We start from the raw sequence: 18,332 nt of genomic DNA on the forward strand, positions 1-18,332 counted from the left end.
CGCTACTTCGGTCAGCGTTCTGCGCTGATTTTCATTCAAGGCTAGAATACCGGCCTGCCTGCGACTGTCGGTGCGCTTTAGCGCTTAGCCGGACTCCCGCAACTGATCAGACTCAGCGCTCAGCGCCGTTACAGGCGGCGCTGCGGTCCGAAACTGAGCGATTTCAAGGCTCACTGCCTGGCTGATGCTGTGCACGTGGGTCAATTTTTCTTTAAGTCAGAATACATGACGTCTATTAAAACAAATCAGGATGCCTGGAAAGAGGCGCTGCAAGCCGGTGCGCCTACCTGGTTCGGTATCGCGGCCTGGGGGCTGGTGGTCGGTGTGGCCATGATTAAGGCAGGTCTCAGCACGCCGCAAGCGCTGGGTATGACGCTGCTGGTGTTTGCCGGTTCGGCACAACTGGCATCTCTGCCTTTGCTGGCTGCACATGCACCTCTGTGGGTCATTTTTGCGACCGCGTTGGCGGTGAACCTGCGTTTCGTGATTTTTTCCGCGATACTCGCTCCGCATTTTGCCCATCTGCCGCTGCGGTCCCGCGCCTGGCTGGGTTATACCTCAGGGGACTTGTCGGTCAGCCTGTTTTTACAGAAATACCCTGAGCTCAGCGATGCCAAAGGGAAGCTGACTTATCTGAAGGGTTTGATTTTCCCAAATTGGCTATCCTGGCAGACCGGGTCCATCATCGGTATTCTGGCCGGAAGCCAGGTGCCGGAATCCTGGGGGCTGGGCTTTGCCGGTACGCTGGCGATACTCTGCGTCATGCTGCCCTTGATACTCAACCGTGCAGCAACCGTGGGTGTGCTGGTATCCGGCGCTGCGGCACTGGCGACATTTGCCTGGCCGTATAAGCTAGGCTTATTGTTTTCCGTTGTAGTCGGGATGGTAGCCGCGATGCTGTTTGAAGAATACGGCACACCGCGTGCAGCCAGGGAGCAGCATGATGCGTGATCTCGATGTCTGGCTTACGATTGCTTTGTTAGTACTTGCTACCTTTATCGCGCGCAGTGGCTTTTGGCTGGTCGGCAGCCGGGTGCAATTGCCTAAACGGGTGCAGGATGGCTTGCGTTATGCGCCTGCCTGCGCACTGGCTGCGCTGATCTTCCCGGATTTATTGATGCTGCAAGGGCAGTTGGCGATCAGCTGGAACCAGCCCAGACTGGTGGCTGGTTTGCTGGCCACCGCCTTTTTTCTGGTCAGGCGCAATATGCTGCACACCATCCTGTTCGGGATGGCAGTATTCACTTACCTCAGGCTGGGCCAGTAGGCTGGGGCCAGTCTGTCTGCGGCCTGCAGGATAAAAGTGGTATCAAACCAAGAAAACGCTATAGCCACGGCTGGCGCTTTGGTAAAATAGCGAATTCACTCCAATTTCTGAGAAAAAACGCGCTGCAATTATTTATTTTGCAATGCTTTCAGGCCTGCACTACAGCATGCAGGCCAGACCGTAACGGTCATCTCATGAAGAACGGAGCGCAGATTTCCTCACTTTGATACTGAAAAGACGATGCAATTCAACCGACTCAGCGATCTCATCGCAGCTAATCAGCTCCAGAGCAAGCGCGTATTTATCCGTGCTGATCTCAATGTTCCACAAGATGATGCCGGTCAGATTACCGAAGACACCCGCATCCGCGCCTCCGTACCTGCAATACAACAGGCTTTGCAAGCTGGTGCTGCCGTGATGGTGACTTCCCATCTGGGACGTCCGGTCGAAGGCGAATTCAAGCCTGAAGACAGCCTGGCGCCAGTCGCACAGCGCCTGTCTGAATTGCTGGGCTTGCCAGTTGCATTGAAACAGAACTGGCTGGACGGCGTCGATGTCGCACCTGGTCAAGTGGTATTGCTGGAGAATTGCCGCGTCAATAAAGGCGAAAAGAAAAATGACGACGCGCTGGCGCAGAAAATGGCAGCTTTGTGCGACGTATATGTGAACGATGCCTTCGGTACTGCTCATCGTGCAGAAGCCACGACCCACGGTATCGCGAAATATGCACCGGTAGTTTGCGCCGGTCCTTTGCTGTCCGCAGAACTCGATGCGCTGGGTAAGGCTCTCGGCCAGCCAGCACGTCCGCTGGTCGCGATCGTGGCGGGCTCCAAAGTATCCAGCAAACTGACTATCCTCAAATCCCTGGCAGATAAAGTTGATAACCTGATCGTAGGCGGCGGTATTGCCAATACCTTCATGCTGGCATCCGGTTTGAAAATCGGTAAGTCGCTGGCCGAAGCGGATCTGGTCGAAGAAGCTAAAGCGATTATCGACATGATGGCTAAGCGTGGTGCTTCGGTACCGATTCCTACTGACGTGGTATGCGCCAAAGAATTTGCGGCGACCGCCGTGGCGACGGTGAAAGCCGTGGCAGATGTGGCTGATGATGACATGATCCTTGATATCGGCCCTGAAACGGCTGCCAAGCTGGCGGAACAGATACGCCAGTCCGGCACTATCGTCTGGAATGGACCGGTCGGTGTATTTGAATTTGACCAGTTTGGTCAGGGCACTCAAGTGCTGGCGAATGCGATCGCTGAATCCTCTGGTTTCTCTATCGCCGGTGGCGGCGATACCCTGGCAGCGATTGCCAAATACCATATCGCTGATCGCGTTGGCTATATTTCCACAGGCGGCGGCGCTTTCCTGGAGTTCCTGGAAGGTAAAACACTGCCTGCAGTAGAAATTCTGTTGCAGCGCGCAGCAGGCTGATCGTCAGTGCAGGCAGCAGGCTGATCGTCAGTGCAGGCAGCGGGCAACTCAGATGAGCGCCTGCTGTCAGTCTTTACGCCTGCATCGCCAGGAAGCAGATGCAGGCTGAAAAGATAAAAAGATACGCAAAAGCGTACTGTTTGTTAGATGGTTAGATGGTTAGATAGTTAGATGTATAAGTGCATTGTTTGTAATCGCCTTATTTGTAATCGCATTTTTCGTCCACATTAAAAACTGAACTTTATACTCAGGAGACCCGATGTCACGTGCTACCAAAATCGTCGCTACGATAGGACCTGCTTCTAATGATCCGGATACGCTGAAGCGTATGATCAAAGCTGGCGTGAATGTCGTACGGCTGAATTTTTCGCATGGTAAGGCACAGGATCATATCGACCGTGCCAGCATGGTACGCCAGGCTGCAGCTGAGTGTGGACGCGAAATCGCGATTATGGCCGATTTGCAAGGTCCGAAAATCCGTATCGGTAAGTTTGAACAGTCTAAAATCCAGATCGCAAATGGCGATAAATTTATTCTGGATGCAGATTGCACCTTGGGTAACCAGGAGCGCGTAGGACTGGATTACAAGGCCTTGCCGCGCGATGTGAAACCGGCTGACGTGTTACTGCTCAACGATGGTCTGATCGTTTTGGTGGTTGAGAAAATCATAGGCAATGAAATTCACACCATTGTTAAAATCGGTGGCGAATTATCCAATAACAAAGGTATTAACCGTCAGGGCGGCGGTTTGACCGCACCGGCGCTGACGGCCAAAGACATGGAAGACATCAAGACTGCGATGTCGTTTCAGGCCGATTACATCGCTGTTTCATTTCCGAAAAACGCCACAGATATGGAAATGGCACGTCAGTTATCGAATATCGCCGGTGAGCCGTATAACCACAAGCCGATGATGATCGCCAAGATAGAGCGCGCTGAAGCAATTCCGGTCTTGCAGGAGATTCTGGATGCATCGGATGGCATCATGGTGGCGCGTGGTGATCTGGCGGTAGAAGTCGGCAATGCTGCTGTGCCTGCGCTGCAAAAGCGCATGATTAACATGGCACGCGCCTCGAATAAACTGGCAATCACTGCGACCCAGATGATGGAGTCCATGATCGTCAATGCTGTACCTACCCGCGCTGAAGTGTCGGACGTGGCAAATGCGGTGCTGGATGGCACTGACGCGGTGATGGCATCGGCCGAAACAGCCTCCGGCAAGTATCCTGTAGAAACCGTGGAAACCATGTCAGCGATCTGTCTGGAAGCTGAGAAGTTCCAGGAATCCAAGCTGGATGCGGATTTCATGAATCTGACCTTCACACGTATCGATCAGTCGATTGCTTATGGCGCGCTGTTCACTGCGCATCATTTACGGGTGAAGGCGATCGTTGCGCTGACCGAGTCTGGCTCAACCGCGCTGTGGATGAGCCGTCACAGCATAGATGTACCTCTGTTTGCGCTGACGCCTAGTATCGCAACCCAGCGTAAAGCTGCCTTGTACCGTAATGTGCGTACTTTTGCCTTGCCATCTTCCACTGACCGTGATGCAGTGCTGAATGCAGCAGAAACAGTTTTGCTGGACAAGGGCGTGGTCAGTAAGGGCGACATGATCGTGGTGACATGGGGTGAGCCTATGGGCCAGGTTGGTGGTACCAATGCACTTAAAATTGTGAAAGTGGGTGGCTGAGCGGCTGCCGCCATTCAGCTCAGAAAAGGACAGAATTTGTAGTACTCAGCGCGGATACAAACAGGTGCGGACCAGATGGCGTATGCGAAGCGGTCCGCCACCGCTGTAGTGTCAGTTTTGCTGAAGAAGTTTAGCTTGTTGTGCTGCGCCGCTGCGCCATATGCGCCGGTCACAATGCCAGGTGCGGACCACAAGCGCTACCGTTTTTTTTATCGACCTTCTGGAGTTTATTATGCCTCTCGTTTCCATGCGTCAATTGCTGGATCATGCTGCCGAAAATGGCTATGGTCTGCCAGCGTTTAACGTCAACAATCTGGAACAAGTTACTGCGATTATGCAGGCTGCGGACGAAGTCGGCGCGCCTGTGATTATGCAAGCCTCGGCTGGTGCGCGTAAGTACGCCGGTGAAGCCTTCCTGCGCCATCTGATTGAAGCTGCGGTTGAAGCCTATCCACATATTCCTGTTGTGATGCATCAGGATCACGGCCAGTCGCCTGCCGTGTGTATGGCTGCAATCAAATCCGGCTTTACTTCTGTGATGATGGATGGCTCGCTGATGGAAGACGGTAAATCTGTCGCCAGCTATGAATACAATATGGAAGTGTCACGCAAAGTGGTGGAATTCTCGCACGCGATTGGTGTGACGGTTGAGGCGGAACTCGGTGTGTTGGGTTCGCTGGAAACCATGATGGGCGACAAGGAAGATGGCCACGGTGCTGATGGTAAAATGACCCGCGAACAATTGCTGACTGACGTGAATCAGGCAGCTGACTTTGTAAAAGCCACCCAATGTGACGCGCTCGCGATTGCAATCGGTACCTCACACGGCGCTTACAAGTTCTCCCGTAAGCCTACCGGCGACATCCTGGCGATAGACCGCATCAAGGAAATCCACGCACGTATTCCTAATACCCATTTGGTCATGCATGGTTCTTCTTCCGTGCCTCAGGAACTGCTGGAAGAGATCCGTCAGTTCGGCGGCGACATGAAAGAAACCTATGGCGTACCAGTTGAAGAAATCGTCACTGGTATTAAGCATGGCGTACGCAAGATCAATATTGACACCGATATCCGTCTGGCGATGACTGCCGCGATCCGTCGCTTCATGTTTGAAAATCCAGGTAAATTTGATCCGCGTGACTACCTGAAGCCAGCACGTGAAGCGGCTAAGCTGGTGTGCAAAGCACGCTATCTGTCCTTCGGCTGCGAAGGTCAGGCTGCCAAGATCAAGCCGATGTCACTCGAAAAAGTCGCAGAGCAATACAAAAAAGGCGCATTGTCGCAGATCGTCAACTAAGCTGAAGTAGTCACCAGGGCGCAGATAATGCGCCCTGCGCATTTTTACTGATTCAGAATCGGGGCCACGGACTGGTCTGGCAGAGCACAGTGTGAATCTGCCTTCGGTCTGAATCACAGACAGACACAAACTGCAGTATCCAAAGTATCGAAATCACCATGACAACCCAAATCAATTCCACTCTCCATTCCCTGCCATTGCTCGGTCGCGGTAAAGTCCGTGATAACTATGCGGTCGGCGACGACAAATTATTGATCGTGACCAGCGATCGACTGTCGGCTTTCGACGTGATCATGAACGAGCCTATTCCTGAAAAAGGCCGCGTGCTGAATCAGATGGCGAATTTCTGGTTTGAAAAGCTCGGCCATATCGTACCAAATCACTTAACTGGTATTGCTCCAGAGTCCGTGGTGGCAGCCGATGAAGCGGAACAGGTACGTGGTCGCGCCGTAGTTGCCAAACGTCTGCAACCTATCATGGTGGAAGCGGTGGTACGTGGTTATATCATCGGTTCCGGCTGGAAGGATTATCAGGAAACCGGCGCCGTCTGCGGCATCACGCTGCCTGCCGGTTTGCCACAAGCGGCGAAACTGCCTGTGCCTATTTTTACACCCGCTGCCAAAGCGGAAATGGGCGAACACGATGAAAACATCAGCTTTGCCGATATGGAGCAAAGAATCGGTGCTGAGCTGGCGGCGAAAATCCGTGACATCAGTATTCAGTTGTATACCGAGGCATCTGAATATGCGGCAACACGCGGCATTATCATCGCCGATACCAAGTTTGAATTCGGCCTCGATGAACAAGGCGTGCTGCATTTGATGGATGAGGTGCTGACCGCTGACTCTTCACGCTTCTGGCCTGCAGATTCCTATGCGACCGGCATTTCTCCACCTTCGTTTGACAAACAGTTTGTGCGTGATTATCTGGAAACCATCACCAGCTGGAATAAGACCGCACCGGCACCGGCTTTGCCTCAGGATGTGATCGCCAATACCTCTGCTAAGTATCAGGAAGCGCTGCAGCGCCTGACTGGTGAAACCTTGAAGGCGTGATCATGACTCAGAATAAAAAAATTCAGGTCGGCGTGGTGATGGGTTCTTCGTCTGACTGGGATGTGATGCAGCATGCTGTCGCGGTTTTGAAGGAATTTGACATCGCTTTCGAAGCACAGGTGGTCTCTGCTCACCGTATGCCAGATGAGATGTTCCGTTATGCCGAGACAGCGCGCGAACGTGGTCTGCGTGGCATTATCGCCGGTGCTGGTGGCGCTGCCCATTTGCCAGGCATGATCGCAGCTAAAACTATCGTGCCGGTATTTGGTGTGCCTGTGCCATCCAAGTATCTGCGTGGTGAAGATTCGCTGTTGTCTATCGTGCAGATGCCTAAGGGCATACCGGTTGCGACCTTTGCGATCGGGGAAGCCGGTGCGGCCAATGCGGCGCTGGCGGCGGTTGCGATGCTGGCCACTACGGATGCAGCACTGGCAGAAAAATTAGAGGCTTTCCGTGTACGTCAGACCCAGGTCGCACGCGATATGGTATTGCCAGTCTGAGTATTGTAGTGGGTGATGCGGGCCAGGCGGTGGCTTCGCCTGCATTGCTCGTTTTGTTTGCATTCACAGCCTCATTTGCATAGTCTGCTTAGTTGAGTGTTGTATTGAGCTGTGCAGCTGGTATGACTACACTGCCAGCTTGCAGGTGTATTTTGCTGGCTCTGACTTCATTCAGATGAGGGGCCGGATTTTTAAACCTGAGGAGAGTCTGCTCCTCGGGGCTGAAGCGGCACAGGCCAGTCACAGCGACTAGCGCAAAGGCATAGCAGCCTTGCAGGGTCGCCACGTTAAAGCTTCAGCGCTATTCCTTTTCATTTTCAGTAAGACATCATGAATATCGACAAACAAGATCAGCCGCGCCAGCCGTTGTTACCGAATACCGCAGCAAGCCGTCTGGGCATCCTGGGTGGTGGTCAGCTGGGCCGTATGTTTGCCCACGCGGCGCAGGCGATGGGTTATCAGGTCGCCGTGCTGGAGCCCGAAGCGGCTTGTCCTGCGGCGCAAGTGGCAGAGCACCACGTGCAACTGGCTTATGACGACGAACAAGGTCTGGCCTTATTGTCCAGGCTGGCGCCGCGTGTCACCACAGAATTTGAAAATGTACCGGCAGACAGCCTGAAACTGCTGGCGACCGGCGGCTTCGTTGCACCTGCCGCAGCCTGTGTGTCGATTGCACAAGACCGTCTGGCGGAAAAGCATTTCTTCACCCGTTGTGGCCTGCATACCGGTGTGTATCCGGCACCGCATTGGGGTATCGCTTCTGAAGAAGACCTGAACAGTGTGAAAGACGATTTGTTGCCCGGTATTTTGAAGACAACACGCATGGGCTATGACGGCAAAGGCCAGGTCCGCGTGCGTAATCGCGAGGAATTGCATACCGCTTATGCGCTGATGCAGGGCCATTGTGTGCTCGAAAAAATGCTGCCGCTGGCGTATGAAGTCTCCGTGCTGGTTGCACGTGGCGTTGATGGTGAAGCAGTGGTTTATCCTATCGCAGAAAATGTACACCGCGATGGCATCCTGTTCACCACGCTCGCACCTAGCCCGAATGTGTCGCCGGAAGTCGCACGCCAGGCCCAGAAAGCAGCGCTGGATATCATTGCCGAGCTCGGCTATGTGGGCGTATTGTGCATAGAGTTCTTTGTGCTGACTGATGGTTCTATCGTGGTTAATGAAATGGCGCCGCGTCCGCATAACAGCGGCCATTACACCATGGATGCCTGTGATACCAGTCAGTTTGAACAGCAAGTCCGCGCACTGGCGCAACTGCCACTGGGCAGTGTGCGTCAGCATTCGGCAGCGGCCATGCTGAATATACTCGGTGATGTCTGGTTTGATGGCGAGCGTCAGCGTGAACCCGCCTGGGATAAGATACTCGCCATCCCTGGTGCGCATCTGCATTTGTATGGTAAGGCTGAAGCACGCCGTGCGCGTAAGATGGGGCATGTCACTTTTGTCGCATCCAGCATGGAACTGGCCCGCGCCAATCTGCGCAGTGCCTGCGTCATCCTTGGCATTGCTGCACCGGAGTCCGCATGAAAGCTGTAGCTTGTACCCCTTGCGCGATTGCTGAAGCAGCGGAAGCCTTAGAAAGCGGCCTGCTGGTCGCATTCCCGACTGAGACCGTGTATGGCCTCGGTGCCGATGCCGAAAATCCGGATGCCGTGGCGCGTATTTATGAAGCCAAAGGCCGTCCCTCCAATCATCCCGTGATCGTGCATGTGGCGCCCGGTGCCGATATTTCTTATTGGGCACAGCAGATTCCCGAGCAGGCGCAGCAATTGATTGCGGCTTTCTGGCCAGGTCCGCTGACCCTGATCCTGAAGCGTGCTGCGCATATACCGGATGCGGTATCCGGCGGACAGGACACAGTAGGCATACGTTGCCCATCGCACCCGGTAGCGCAGGAATTGCTGCGTGCTTTCAAAGGTGGGCGTGGTGGTCTGGCAGCTCCCTCAGCCAATAAATTCGGTCATGTCAGCCCGACCATGGCTGAACATGTGATGGAAGAGTTTACCCAGGAGCTGAGTCCTGGCGGCCTGATTGCTGCTGTATTGGATGGCGGTCAGAGTGAAGTTGGTATCGAATCGACCATCGTTGATCTGAGCCGCTTGAGCACCCACGGGCCAGTCTTGCTGCGTCCAGGTCATATCAGCGCGGCCCAGTTAGAGCAAGTCATGCAGATGCCGGTGGCCAGTCCTGATGCCACGGCACCACGTGCTTCCGGTACTTTGGATGCACATTATGCGCCGCATACGCCGGTGGTGCAGGTCAGGGCGGATGAGCTGGATCAGGTCGTAGCGCAATTACAAGCACGTGGTAAGCAGGTGGCACTGATGAGTTATCAGGCGCATCCTGCGATACAGGCTCAGGCCTGGCGCCATCTGCCCGCTGATCCGGTATCGTATGCACACGATCTGTATGCCGGATTGCGTGAGCTGGATCATGCGCAGGCTGATCTGATTCTGGTCGAGGCTTTACCGCAAGAACAGGATTGGCAGGGCGTCAATGACAGGCTGCGCCGCGCTGCTTTCGATTCGCGCGATGTGCTCGCACGACTGCTGGCCTAAGTGGGTTGAGCGGGTAAGTTGCCAGCTTATTTGTAAATCAGTTTCATCGCCAGGATGAAGGACGCGAGCATCAGCGTCACGATATTGGCGATGATCACTGGCCAGGCTGAGAGCAGTATGCCGTAAGTGAGCCACATCAGAATACCGCCGATGAAAATCACATACATGCTCAGCGAGACGCCTTCTGCGCGTTTGCAGCGCCAGGTCATCCAGGCTTGAGGAACGAAGGCAGCAGTAGTCAGTACGGCTGCGATGTAGCCGATGATGTCGGAAGTTTGCATAGACTTATTACGGCAGGGTCTGAATAAATTGACCGGAATGATAAACCAGCGGGGCTTGTGGGGTAAATTCACAATGCTCGACTTCGCCGACAAAAATCACATGATCGCCTTCGGGGTAGCGGCTGCGGTTATGGCATTCAAACCAGGCAGAAGCACCTTTGAGGATAGGGTGTCCGGTACGCGATAAGCTGAATTCCACGCCCTCAAAGCGATCGGTTTTTTTGCTGGCAAACTGTTCCGCCAGCCAGCCCTGTTCGGCTGACAAGACATTTACTACATAATGAGAATTGCCGCTGAAAACAGGCATGCTGTTGGCTGCATTGCCCAGACTCCAGAGTATCAGGGGCGGGTCCAGCGAAACTGAGTTGAAGGAGCTGGCAGTCAGCCCTAAAAACTGGCCATCCGCCAGGCGGGTCGTAATGACGGTCACCCCGGTCGCGAACTGAGACAGGGCCTGACGGAAATGGCGGGTATCGAATTCGCGCTTTTCAGCGCGCGGAGCGCGGGTGTGCATTGGGAGTCCATGGCTTTTTTGCGACATTATCCCAGATTTCCCTGCATTCGTAGAAGTCGATGCGGCTTTCCTGTTCTGACGGCGGCTCTGTGTTAAACTTGCGCCCTTGACGGATTCCTGATCCAGACTTTAAGTGGTTGATTTGTTTGGCTTTTTTTAAACACTGACAGGTTGAATGATATGAAGACACTAAGCAGCCTGGCTGGATGCCTGGGTTTATTGCTATGCCTGCTTTTCTTAGGGGGCAGTGCATTTGCGCAAATGACGACTGAGCGTCAGTTCCCGCCCGGAACAAAACGCGGTGTGCTCGATATGTCACGTTATCCGGATATACGCCTTGATGGTAAAGCCCGTTATTTGTCGCCGGGAGCCAGGATTTTTAATAATGAGAATCTGCTGGTGCTGCCTTCCACACTGGATGCGCCAAAAATCATCGTCAATTACACCGAAAACACTATGGGTGATATTGATAAGGTCTGGATACTGACGACAGCGGAAATGCCTAAAGTTTTGCCTAAACCGGAAGTCTGGGCACCGATACCGTTTAAAAATCCGGAAATAAAGTAAGTAGCACCTCCCCGCTACAGCGAGGCTTAGTGAGGCTTAAGTGGCTGGCAGTACAGACGCGTTGCCGTCAGCACGACATCCTGTGCTGTCATTGTTCCGGCGAACCGGGCCAGATGGCACAGCTAGCTGACAGCAGATCACTGAAGCGCAAACTTCCGTTTCATAGTTTTGCTTAAATTTTCAAAATAGTAGAAGTAGATAATGCAAAAAAAAGTATTTATTAAAACCTTTGGCTGCCAGATGAATGAGTATGACTCAGATAAAATGGCGGATGTATTGAATGTCTCTGAAGGTTTAGTCAAAACCGACACGCCGGAAGATGCGGATGTGATTCTGCTCAATACCTGCAGCGTGCGCGAAAAAGCCTCGGAAAAAGTGTTTTCCGACCTCGGGCGTCTGCGCGAACTCAAAAAGAAAAATCCTGACTTGCTGATCGGTGTCGGCGGCTGTGTGGCGTCCCAGGAGGGCGAGGCCATCATCAAACGAGCGCCTTATGTCGACGTGGTGTTTGGCCCACAGACGCTGCACCGCTTACCACAACTGATTGATGCGCGACGCCATTCAGGGCGTTCGCAAGTGGATATCAGTTTCCCTGAAATCGAAAAATTTGACCACCTGCCACCAGCCAAGATAGAAGGCGCGACCGCCTATGTGTCTATCATGGAAGGCTGCAGCAAGTATTGCAGTTACTGTGTCGTGCCTTATACCCGTGGTGAAGAAGTATCACGCCGCTTTGAAGATGTGCTGGCCGAAGTGGCCGGTCTCGCGGCGCAGGGCGTGAAAGAAATCACTTTGCTGGGTCAGAATGTGAATGCGTATCGCGGTGTGATGGAAGATGGCGAGATCGCCGACTTTGCCTTGCTGATCGAGTACATCGCTGAATTCCCGGAAATTGAACGCATACGCTTTGTGACCAGCCATCCTAAGGAATTCACCCAGCGTCTGATTGATTGCTATGCCAAAGTGCCTAAACTGGTGAATCATTTGTATTTGCCAGCTCAGCATGGTTCTGACCGCATCCTGTCCGCTATGAAGCGCGGCTACACGGCGCTGGAATACAAATCGGTGTTGCGTCGTCTGAAGCAGGTGCGCCCTGATATCGCCGTATCTTCCGATTTCATCGTTGGTTTCCCGGGCGAGACGGACGAGGATTTCAATGCCTTGATGAAGCTGATAGAGGATGTCGGCTTTGATAACAGCTTCAGCTTTATTTTCAGTCCGCGTCCAGGCACGCCAGCGGCGAATCTGGCTGATGATACGCCGCAGGAATTGAAATTGCGCCGTCTGCAGCATCTGCAGGCTGTGATCGATGCGAATACCAAAAAATACAGCAATGCCATGATAGGCACGGTGCAGCGCATCCTGGTCGATGGCCGTTCTGTGAAAAATCCGGCCGAGCTGCAGGGCCGTACTGAAAACAATCGGGTCGTGAATTTCCCTGGTCCTGCCAGCCTGATCGGTACCTTGGTAGATACCCGCATCACAGAGTCGTATAACTATTCGCTGCGCGGCGAACTCATAGACACGAAGGATGCGGCTGCATCATGATAAAAACGCCTGTGCCGGTTACGCATTTTGTGCCTCAGCCGCTGGATAATAACCGGCTGGCGAATCTGTGCGGTCCGCTCGATGAAAATCTGCGCCAGTTATCTGCTGCGCTGGATGTGACGATATTCCGTCGTGGTGAGAAATTCATCATCAGCGGGCATCAGGGCGAGCGTGCGCTGGCTTTGCTGGAGCATTTTTATACAATGGCGAAAAAGCCTGTGTCTATCGACGAGGTGCAACTGGCGCTGGTGGAGCAACGTGCGCGCCAGCATCAGGCTCAGAGCGCAGACAAACCCGAGCTGGTCAGCCCGACCCCGGCTGGTGTGCCGGCCTTACCGCTGACACCAGCGGATGTCAGTGAGATTGAAAGTCCGCTGCTGAAAACCCGTCGTACAGATTTGCGCGGGCGTACCCCGCTGCAGAATTACTATCTGAAATCGATCTTAGAGCACGACATCACCTTCGGTATCGGGCCGGCCGGAACTGGTAAGACTTATCTTGCGGTTGCCTGTGCGGTTGATGCGCTGGAGCGTGATGCTGTCAAACGCATTATTCTGACCCGGCCTGCGGTAGAGGCCGGTGAGCGGCTGGGTTTTCTGCCCGGTGATCTGGCTCAGAAAGTCGATCCCTACCTGCGTCCTTTGTATGACGCGCTATACGACTTACTGGGTTTCGACCGCACGCAGAAGCTGTTTGAAAAACAAGTGATAGAAATCGCACCGCTTGCATACATGCGTGGCCGTACCCTGAACCATGCTTTCATCATTCTGGATGAGGCGCAAAATACCACGCCGGAGCAAATGAAGATGTTCCTGACCCGCATAGGCTTCGGCAGTAAAGCGGTGGTGACCGGCGATCCTTCTCAGGTGGATTTGCAGCGCGGACAGCGCAGTGGCTTGATGGATGCCTGCCATGTGCTGAAAGAAGTGCGCGGCATCGCCTACACCCAGTTCACCAGCGCCGACATCGTGCGGCACCCGCTGGTCGGCCGTATCGTCGATGCCTATGAAGCTGCCAGCGAGCACAGTGCCGCGCATCAGACCGCACTTGGCATGTTTAAAACCGGCAGTTCTGCCTCTACTTCCACACTCAGTACTTCACATCATGGCCGTAAAAAATCCAGCTAAACCTAAACTGACTTTATCCGTGCAATATGCTGATGCCAGACTGCAGGAAGTCCTGCCAAGGCCTCTGCTCAGAAAAACGGTGCAGGCTGCTTTGTTTTTCCCGGCAGAGCTGAACCTGCGTTTTGTCGATGCTGAAGAAGGGCAGATACTGAACCGTGATTACCGCGGTAAAGATTATGCGACCAATGTACTGACCTTTGCCTATACCGAAGATCAGGATGCCGAAGTGACCCAGGCTGATATCATTTTGTGTACCGATGTCTTGCAGCGTGAAGCCGCGGAGCAGGGCAAAGCGGTAGTCGATCATGCGCAGCATCTGATCGTGCATGGCGTCTTGCATGCGCAGGGCTATGATCACGAAGTCGACGAAGAAGCGGAAGAGATGGAAGCGCTGGAAATTGAAATCCTCGCGGCTCTGGGTTTAGCTAATCCTTATCAGGAGTAAATCTGCATGCGGTTTCCCTGGCAGCAGCGACATTATGGACAGCGCATCACCATGGGTGGGCGTGATGTGGTGGTGTTCGGTATGGAGCGTCACTACTGGCAGGATATTTACTATTATGCGATGACGTCCAGCTGGCCACAGTTTTTTCTGGCGGCGGCGCTGGTTTTTCTGAGTTTCAATCTGATCTTCGCCAGCCTGTACATGCTGGGCGATCATCCGATTGCGAACATGGCGCCAGATAATTTTCTGGGTGCTTTTTTCTTTAGCGTGGAAACCCTGGCGACGGTTGGCTACGGCGATATGCATCCGCAAACTGTGTACGCGCACTGGGTGTCGACGACAGAAATTTTTGTCGGGATGGCCAGCGTCGCTTTGATTACGGGCGTGATGTTTGCCCGCTTTTCACGTCCGCGCGCGAGCATTCTGTTTTCTCAATATCCGGTTTCCCATGTCGCAGACGGTAAGCAATTACTCTTATTCAGGATAGCCAATGCACGCCTGAATATCATCAGTGAAGCATCGGCTAAATTGCGCATGCTACAAGATGAAGAAACCACCAGCATGGGCAAATTCCGTAAGCTGACTGATCTCAGGCTGGAGCGTGATCAGCATCCTATGTTCAGTCTGGGCTGGACGATTATCCATGTGATTGATGCGAACAGCCCTTTATACGGAAAAACGCCGGAGCAACTCAAAGAGGTGAATACTGCATTTGTACTCACCATCGAAGGCGTGGATGAAACTACCCATCAAATGCAACGTGCACGCCAGTATTATCCGGTGCAGGAAATTCGTTGGAATCATCGTTTTGTGGATGTATTAAATTATCAGGGTTCAGTAGCTCATCTGCATTACCAGCACTTTCATGAGACTGTAGCCATTTCCGAATCAGCGCAAGCTGGTCAATGAGCGCTGCACGCGGTCGTGCTCATGCTAAGCTAAGTGTGGATTTGCAATAGATGCAACACGAATCGGCAGGATAATTTTGGATTCCGCTCTATTTGTTGTATTCTGTAGGATTGAAACAACGGCGTTAAGCCTCCTATGCAAGAGCACTCTAGCAAGGTCAGATCTGCTGACCTTAAACCTCACCGGTCACTTTTTGAACGATTGACCGCCTTAATTTCTCCCGAACCCGAAAATCGTGCGGAACTGTTAGAAGTTCTGACTGAAGCCCAGGAGCGCAATCTGATCGATGCCGACGCACTGGCAATGATAGAGGGCGTGTTCCAGGTATCCGATTTGTCTGCCCGCGACATCATGGTGCCAAGGGCTCAGATGGACGTGATCGACATTTCCAAACCTATTGATGAATGGATGCCTGAAGTGCTGGCCACTGCACACTCACGCTTCCCTGCCATCGATGATGATGACGAAAAAGTGGTCGGTATTTTGCTGGCTAAAGACTTATTGCGCTATTACGCGGAAGAGGCGTTCGATGTGCGCGACATGCTGCGTCCCGTCATTTACATTCCGGAATCAAAACGCCTGAATGTCTTGCTGCGTGATTTCCGCGCCAATCGCAACCATATGGCGATGGTGGTCGATGAATACGGTGGCATTGCTGGTCTGATCACGATTGAAGATGTGCTGGAACAAATCGTGGGTGACATCGAGGATGAGTACGATTTCGAAGAGGAAGAAGACAACATCCTGGCGCTGGAAAACAAAGGTAATGGTAAGCGCTGGCGCGTGAAAGGCGTCACAGAAATCGGACAATTCAACAGCGTATTAGGCGTACGTCTGGCTGGCCCGGAGAGCGACAGTCTGGCGGATTTCCTTGCTGGTCATCTGGGCGAAGTCCCCCACAAGGGCGATGAGTTTACACTCGCCAATCTGCATTTTGAAGTATTGCGTGCCGATGCACGTCAGGTTCAGATTGTACAGGTAGAACAAAGGCCCCGGACGGATGAGGATGAATAAAGCGGTTGCCACGGCCGCGACCTGGCTGACATCCTGCCGTAGCTGGAAACTGAATTTGTTGTTGCTCATCGCAGGTGGATTGAATGTATTTGCATTTGAGCCTTACGGCTTCTGGCAAATACAGACGCTGGGTCTGGCGCTATTGTTCATCGTGCTGCTGGCACCAGCGCCGGAACAGCAAAGCTATCGTCGCGTCATGCTCCAGTCGGGTTTGTACAGCTTTGCCTGGCTGACGACTAGCATCAGCTGGCTGGTGATAGCAATGTCGCGTTATGGTGGTATGCCCTGGCCGCTGGCCGTGCTTGCGCTGATCGTGTTAACTCTTTTCCTGTCACTGTATAGCGCGGCTTTTGCTGCGCTCTCGCTCTATTTACGTCGCCGCTTTGCTTTAAGTCGTTTGCAAGTCTTGCTGAGTATTTTTCCGGCAGTCTGGATGCTGACGGAATGGTGTAAAGGCTGGATGTTCACCGGCTTTCCCTGGGCGATTGCCGGTTATGCACACACCAATAGCCCGCTGGCTGCGTATGCGCCAGTGGCGGGCGTTTATGGCCTGAGTCTGCTGGCTGCCATGTTAGCAGCACTGCTGGCAACTACCTTGTTGCCCGCTGTGAGCCGGCGCACACGTTGGGCTGCACTGGCCGGAATTGCTGTCTTACTGTTATCCGGCGCGGCATTGCATGAGGTGCGCTGGACTCAGCCACTGGGAAACACCTTGCAAGTCAGATTATTGCAGGGGAATGTGGATCAGGATCTGAAATTTCAACAGGAACGTCTGAACGATTCGCTGCGCCTGTATTTCGACATGATCACCGCAGCACCCGCAGATTTGATCGCGACTCCGGAAACGGCCTTGCCGACCTTGTCGTCTATGCTGCCGGAAGACTATCTGCCACGTATCAATGCGTTTGCGCAGCAGAGTGGCAGCACTGTTTTGCTGGGCCTGGGCGTGCAGGATGCGGCTGATAAATATTCAAACAGCCTGCTTGGTTTTTCGCCGCAATATAAAGAACGCGCCTACCGCTACGATAAACATCATTTGTTGCCCTTCGGTGAATTTATTCCTTTCGGTTTTCATTGGTTTGTAAAACTGATGCATATACCGATTGGGGATTTCTCCGGTGCCGGTTTGTATCAGATGCCGATGGCGGTCAAAGATCAGTTTGTGATGCCCGATATTTGTTACGAGAGTTTGTTTGGTGAGGAAATCGCAGCGCAGATCAAAGCCCGTTATGTGGCGCAACAGGCGGTACCCAGTATTTTGCTGAACGTGTCAAATCTGGCCTGGTACGGCGACTCGATAGCCATGCCCCAGCATTTGCAGTTTGCACAGATGCGGGTACTCGAAACCGGGCGTCCTTTAATCAGTGCTACCAATACTGGCGCTACCGTGATTATCGATGCCTCGGCACAGGTGAGGCAGCAACTGCCTTACCAGCAGCAAGCGGTATTGCAGGGTGCGGTGCAGGGTATGCAGGGCGTCACACCTTATATCCAGTTCGGAAATGGCCTGGCGCTGGGCGTGGCTTTGCTGCTGATCTTATTGGCGGTGGTAGCACGTCGGCGCGGGCACTAAACGCGGGCAACTGGCTGAGCGGAATCAAAAAGGCACTCATAAGAGTGCCTTTTTTTTGCATCGCAACCTGAAGCCATGCTATGTCAATTTGTTTTAGCCTGCCTGTTGTTGCTCTATATCTTCCAGGCATTCGCGGCCGCGTTGTGTGATTTCCAGTTGTTGTGTGTCTGGATTTAACTGCACATGCGCCTTTTTGCTCAGGAAGTTAACGATTGCATTCGGCAATTTGACTTCTTCACCTTTGGCGATAGCGCGTAAGCCATCAATGCATTGTTTGATAAACAGAGTCTGACGTCCGATTTCTGTTAATTCCAGACTGCCATCCTTGCGAAATGCAATCAATTTAATGCCGGATAATTTTTTTGCGTTACGGTTGACGCAGACACTGGGCTTGCCATGCTTGCCGAGCAGACTAACCTGCTCGAGTGCATCGAATTCATCAATGCTCAGTTTGTGATTCATAGTACGGGTCTTTCTTTGGAGTTTGCGGTAACTGGTGCGCACGCCTGACGGATGGGTGGCAGGGAATCGCAGAGCTTGC

General features: G+C 53.1%; 19 protein-coding genes. 16 read left to right on the top strand and 3 right to left on the bottom strand.

The annotated features are described in order from the left end of the window. Positions 1 to 225: 225 nt before the first annotated feature. From H8K43_RS06035 to H8K43_RS06075, 9 genes are all read left to right on the top strand, one after another. Complete coding sequence (locus H8K43_RS06035; protein ID WP_186902980.1) at positions 226 to 951, top strand: AzlC family ABC transporter permease; 726 nt, start codon at positions 226 to 228, stop codon at positions 949 to 951. Beyond that, a complete protein-coding gene (locus H8K43_RS06040) occupies positions 944 to 1,267 on the top strand; it encodes an AzlD domain-containing protein (protein ID WP_186881618.1) in 324 nt (107 codons plus the stop codon). Before H8K43_RS06035 ends, H8K43_RS06040 begins: the two co-directional genes overlap by 8 nt. A gap of 240 nt (positions 1,268 to 1,507) precedes the next feature. Next, positions 1,508 to 2,701 (top strand): phosphoglycerate kinase, encoded by a 1,194-nt coding sequence (locus H8K43_RS06045; RefSeq protein ID WP_186902981.1) that lies wholly within the window; start codon positions 1,508 to 1,510, stop codon positions 2,699 to 2,701. A gap of 259 nt (positions 2,702 to 2,960) precedes the next feature. Next, positions 2,961 to 4,391 carry a pyruvate kinase gene (pyk, locus tag H8K43_RS06050; RefSeq protein WP_186902982.1) on the top strand — a complete coding sequence of 477 codons (1,431 nt, stop codon included), beginning with the start codon at positions 2,961 to 2,963 and terminating at the stop codon, positions 4,389 to 4,391. Positions 4,392 to 4,623: 232 nt separating this feature from the next. After that, a complete protein-coding gene (gene fba / locus H8K43_RS06055) occupies positions 4,624 to 5,688 on the top strand; it encodes a class II fructose-bisphosphate aldolase (RefSeq protein ID WP_162020570.1) in 1,065 nt (354 codons plus the stop codon). A gap of 158 nt (positions 5,689 to 5,846) precedes the next feature. Continuing rightward, entirely contained in the window at positions 5,847 to 6,743 is an 897-nt protein-coding gene (locus H8K43_RS06060) for a phosphoribosylaminoimidazolesuccinocarboxamide synthase (RefSeq protein ID WP_186902983.1), read from the top strand. A 2-nt stretch (positions 6,744 to 6,745) separates the two neighbouring features. Beyond that, positions 6,746 to 7,243 carry a 5-(carboxyamino)imidazole ribonucleotide mutase gene (gene purE, locus H8K43_RS06065; protein WP_186902984.1) on the top strand — a complete coding sequence of 166 codons (498 nt, stop codon included), beginning with the start codon at positions 6,746 to 6,748 and terminating at the stop codon, positions 7,241 to 7,243. A gap of 330 nt (positions 7,244 to 7,573) precedes the next feature. Beyond that, positions 7,574 to 8,782: a 5-(carboxyamino)imidazole ribonucleotide synthase gene (locus tag H8K43_RS06070; RefSeq protein WP_186902985.1), complete on the top strand. Its 1,209-nt coding sequence runs from the start codon at positions 7,574 to 7,576 to the stop codon at positions 8,780 to 8,782. Continuing rightward, positions 8,779 to 9,813, top strand: a complete 1,035-nt coding sequence (locus H8K43_RS06075; protein ID WP_186902986.1) for an L-threonylcarbamoyladenylate synthase — start codon at positions 8,779 to 8,781, stop codon at positions 9,811 to 9,813. Before H8K43_RS06070 ends, H8K43_RS06075 begins: the two co-directional genes overlap by 4 nt. Positions 9,814 to 9,839: 26 nt before the next feature. Here H8K43_RS06075 and H8K43_RS06080 read toward each other — a convergent pair whose 3' ends face one another. Further along, positions 9,840 to 10,094, bottom strand: a complete 255-nt coding sequence (locus tag H8K43_RS06080) for a SemiSWEET transporter (RefSeq protein WP_162020575.1) — start codon at positions 10,092 to 10,094, stop codon at positions 9,840 to 9,842. A 7-nt stretch (positions 10,095 to 10,101) separates the two neighbouring features. Beyond that, complete coding sequence (locus H8K43_RS06085; protein ID WP_186902987.1) at positions 10,102 to 10,608, bottom strand: flavin reductase family protein; 507 nt, start codon at positions 10,606 to 10,608, stop codon at positions 10,102 to 10,104. A gap of 180 nt (positions 10,609 to 10,788) precedes the next feature. Here H8K43_RS06085 and H8K43_RS06090 point away from each other — a divergent pair, with 180 nt between their 5' ends. The 7 genes from H8K43_RS06090 to lnt all read left to right on the top strand — a co-directional run bounded on the left by H8K43_RS06090 (position 10,789) and on the right by lnt (position 17,791). Beyond that, positions 10,789 to 11,175 (top strand): hypothetical protein, encoded by a 387-nt coding sequence (locus H8K43_RS06090; protein ID WP_186902988.1) that lies wholly within the window; start codon positions 10,789 to 10,791, stop codon positions 11,173 to 11,175. 201 nt (positions 11,176 to 11,376) lie between these two features. Beyond that, the gene (gene miaB / locus H8K43_RS06095; RefSeq protein ID WP_186902989.1) at positions 11,377 to 12,723 is read left to right on the top strand and encodes a tRNA (N6-isopentenyl adenosine(37)-C2)-methylthiotransferase MiaB; all 1,347 of its coding nucleotides are present in this window, start codon (positions 11,377 to 11,379) and stop codon (positions 12,721 to 12,723) included. Beyond that, a complete protein-coding gene (locus H8K43_RS06100; RefSeq protein ID WP_408058492.1) occupies positions 12,717 to 13,850 on the top strand; it encodes a PhoH family protein in 1,134 nt (377 codons plus the stop codon). The genes miaB and H8K43_RS06100 overlap by 7 nt, the downstream gene beginning before the upstream one ends. Continuing rightward, positions 13,828 to 14,295, top strand: coding sequence for an rRNA maturation RNase YbeY (gene ybeY, locus H8K43_RS06105; RefSeq protein ID WP_186902991.1), 468 nt, complete (start codon positions 13,828 to 13,830; stop codon positions 14,293 to 14,295). The genes H8K43_RS06100 and ybeY overlap by 23 nt, the downstream gene beginning before the upstream one ends. A 6-nt stretch (positions 14,296 to 14,301) precedes the next feature. Beyond that, positions 14,302 to 15,204, top strand: coding sequence for an ion channel (locus tag H8K43_RS06110; RefSeq protein ID WP_186902992.1), 903 nt, complete (start codon positions 14,302 to 14,304; stop codon positions 15,202 to 15,204). Positions 15,205 to 15,339: 135 nt separating this feature from the next. Next, on the top strand, positions 15,340 to 16,218 hold the full coding sequence (locus tag H8K43_RS06115; RefSeq protein WP_186902993.1) for an HlyC/CorC family transporter: 879 nt from the start codon (positions 15,340 to 15,342) through the stop codon (positions 16,216 to 16,218). Continuing rightward, positions 16,211 to 17,791: an apolipoprotein N-acyltransferase gene (gene lnt, locus H8K43_RS06120; protein ID WP_186902994.1), complete on the top strand. Its 1,581-nt coding sequence runs from the start codon at positions 16,211 to 16,213 to the stop codon at positions 17,789 to 17,791. Before H8K43_RS06115 ends, lnt begins: the two co-directional genes overlap by 8 nt. A gap of 93 nt (positions 17,792 to 17,884) precedes the next feature. On the opposite strand, the gene H8K43_RS06125 is transcribed toward lnt, so the two are convergent. Beyond that, complete coding sequence (locus tag H8K43_RS06125) at positions 17,885 to 18,253, bottom strand: hypothetical protein (RefSeq protein ID WP_186902995.1); 369 nt, start codon at positions 18,251 to 18,253, stop codon at positions 17,885 to 17,887. Positions 18,254 to 18,332 lie beyond the last annotated feature (79 nt).

The sequence above is a fragment of the Cognatundibacterium curvum genome, from assembly GCF_014284235.1.
GTDB lineage: Bacteria > Pseudomonadota > Gammaproteobacteria > Burkholderiales > Burkholderiaceae_D > Undibacterium > Undibacterium curvum.

What these genes read in the sequence shown, in the direction of transcription:
- H8K43_RS06080 (WP_162020575.1), bottom strand. Translation starts at nt 10,094, where the DNA reads ATGCAAACTTCCGACATCATCGGCTACATCGCAGCCGTACTGACTACT.
- lnt (WP_186902994.1), top strand. Translation starts at nt 16,211, where the DNA reads ATGAATAAAGCGGTTGCCACGGCCGCGACCTGGCTGACATCCTGCCGT.
- H8K43_RS06070 (WP_186902985.1), top strand. Translation starts at nt 7,574, where the DNA reads ATGAATATCGACAAACAAGATCAGCCGCGCCAGCCGTTGTTACCGAAT.
- H8K43_RS06085 (WP_186902987.1), bottom strand. Translation starts at nt 10,608, where the DNA reads ATGCACACCCGCGCTCCGCGCGCTGAAAAGCGCGAATTCGATACCCGC.
- miaB (WP_186902989.1), top strand. Translation starts at nt 11,377, where the DNA reads ATGCAAAAAAAAGTATTTATTAAAACCTTTGGCTGCCAGATGAATGAG.
- H8K43_RS06075 (WP_186902986.1), top strand. Translation starts at nt 8,779, where the DNA reads ATGAAAGCTGTAGCTTGTACCCCTTGCGCGATTGCTGAAGCAGCGGAA.
- H8K43_RS06090 (WP_186902988.1), top strand. Translation starts at nt 10,789, where the DNA reads ATGAAGACACTAAGCAGCCTGGCTGGATGCCTGGGTTTATTGCTATGC.
- H8K43_RS06110 (WP_186902992.1), top strand. Translation starts at nt 14,302, where the DNA reads ATGCGGTTTCCCTGGCAGCAGCGACATTATGGACAGCGCATCACCATG.
- purE (WP_186902984.1), top strand. Translation starts at nt 6,746, where the DNA reads ATGACTCAGAATAAAAAAATTCAGGTCGGCGTGGTGATGGGTTCTTCG.
- H8K43_RS06115 (WP_186902993.1), top strand. Translation starts at nt 15,340, where the DNA reads ATGCAAGAGCACTCTAGCAAGGTCAGATCTGCTGACCTTAAACCTCAC.
- H8K43_RS06035 (WP_186902980.1), top strand. Translation starts at nt 226, where the DNA reads ATGACGTCTATTAAAACAAATCAGGATGCCTGGAAAGAGGCGCTGCAA.
- H8K43_RS06125 (WP_186902995.1), bottom strand. Translation starts at nt 18,253, where the DNA reads ATGAATCACAAACTGAGCATTGATGAATTCGATGCACTCGAGCAGGTT.
- H8K43_RS06040 (WP_186881618.1), top strand. Translation starts at nt 944, where the DNA reads ATGCGTGATCTCGATGTCTGGCTTACGATTGCTTTGTTAGTACTTGCT.
- pyk (WP_186902982.1), top strand. Translation starts at nt 2,961, where the DNA reads ATGTCACGTGCTACCAAAATCGTCGCTACGATAGGACCTGCTTCTAAT.
- H8K43_RS06045 (WP_186902981.1), top strand. Translation starts at nt 1,508, where the DNA reads ATGCAATTCAACCGACTCAGCGATCTCATCGCAGCTAATCAGCTCCAG.
- H8K43_RS06060 (WP_186902983.1), top strand. Translation starts at nt 5,847, where the DNA reads ATGACAACCCAAATCAATTCCACTCTCCATTCCCTGCCATTGCTCGGT.
- fba (WP_162020570.1), top strand. Translation starts at nt 4,624, where the DNA reads ATGCCTCTCGTTTCCATGCGTCAATTGCTGGATCATGCTGCCGAAAAT.
- ybeY (WP_186902991.1), top strand. Translation starts at nt 13,828, where the DNA reads ATGGCCGTAAAAAATCCAGCTAAACCTAAACTGACTTTATCCGTGCAA.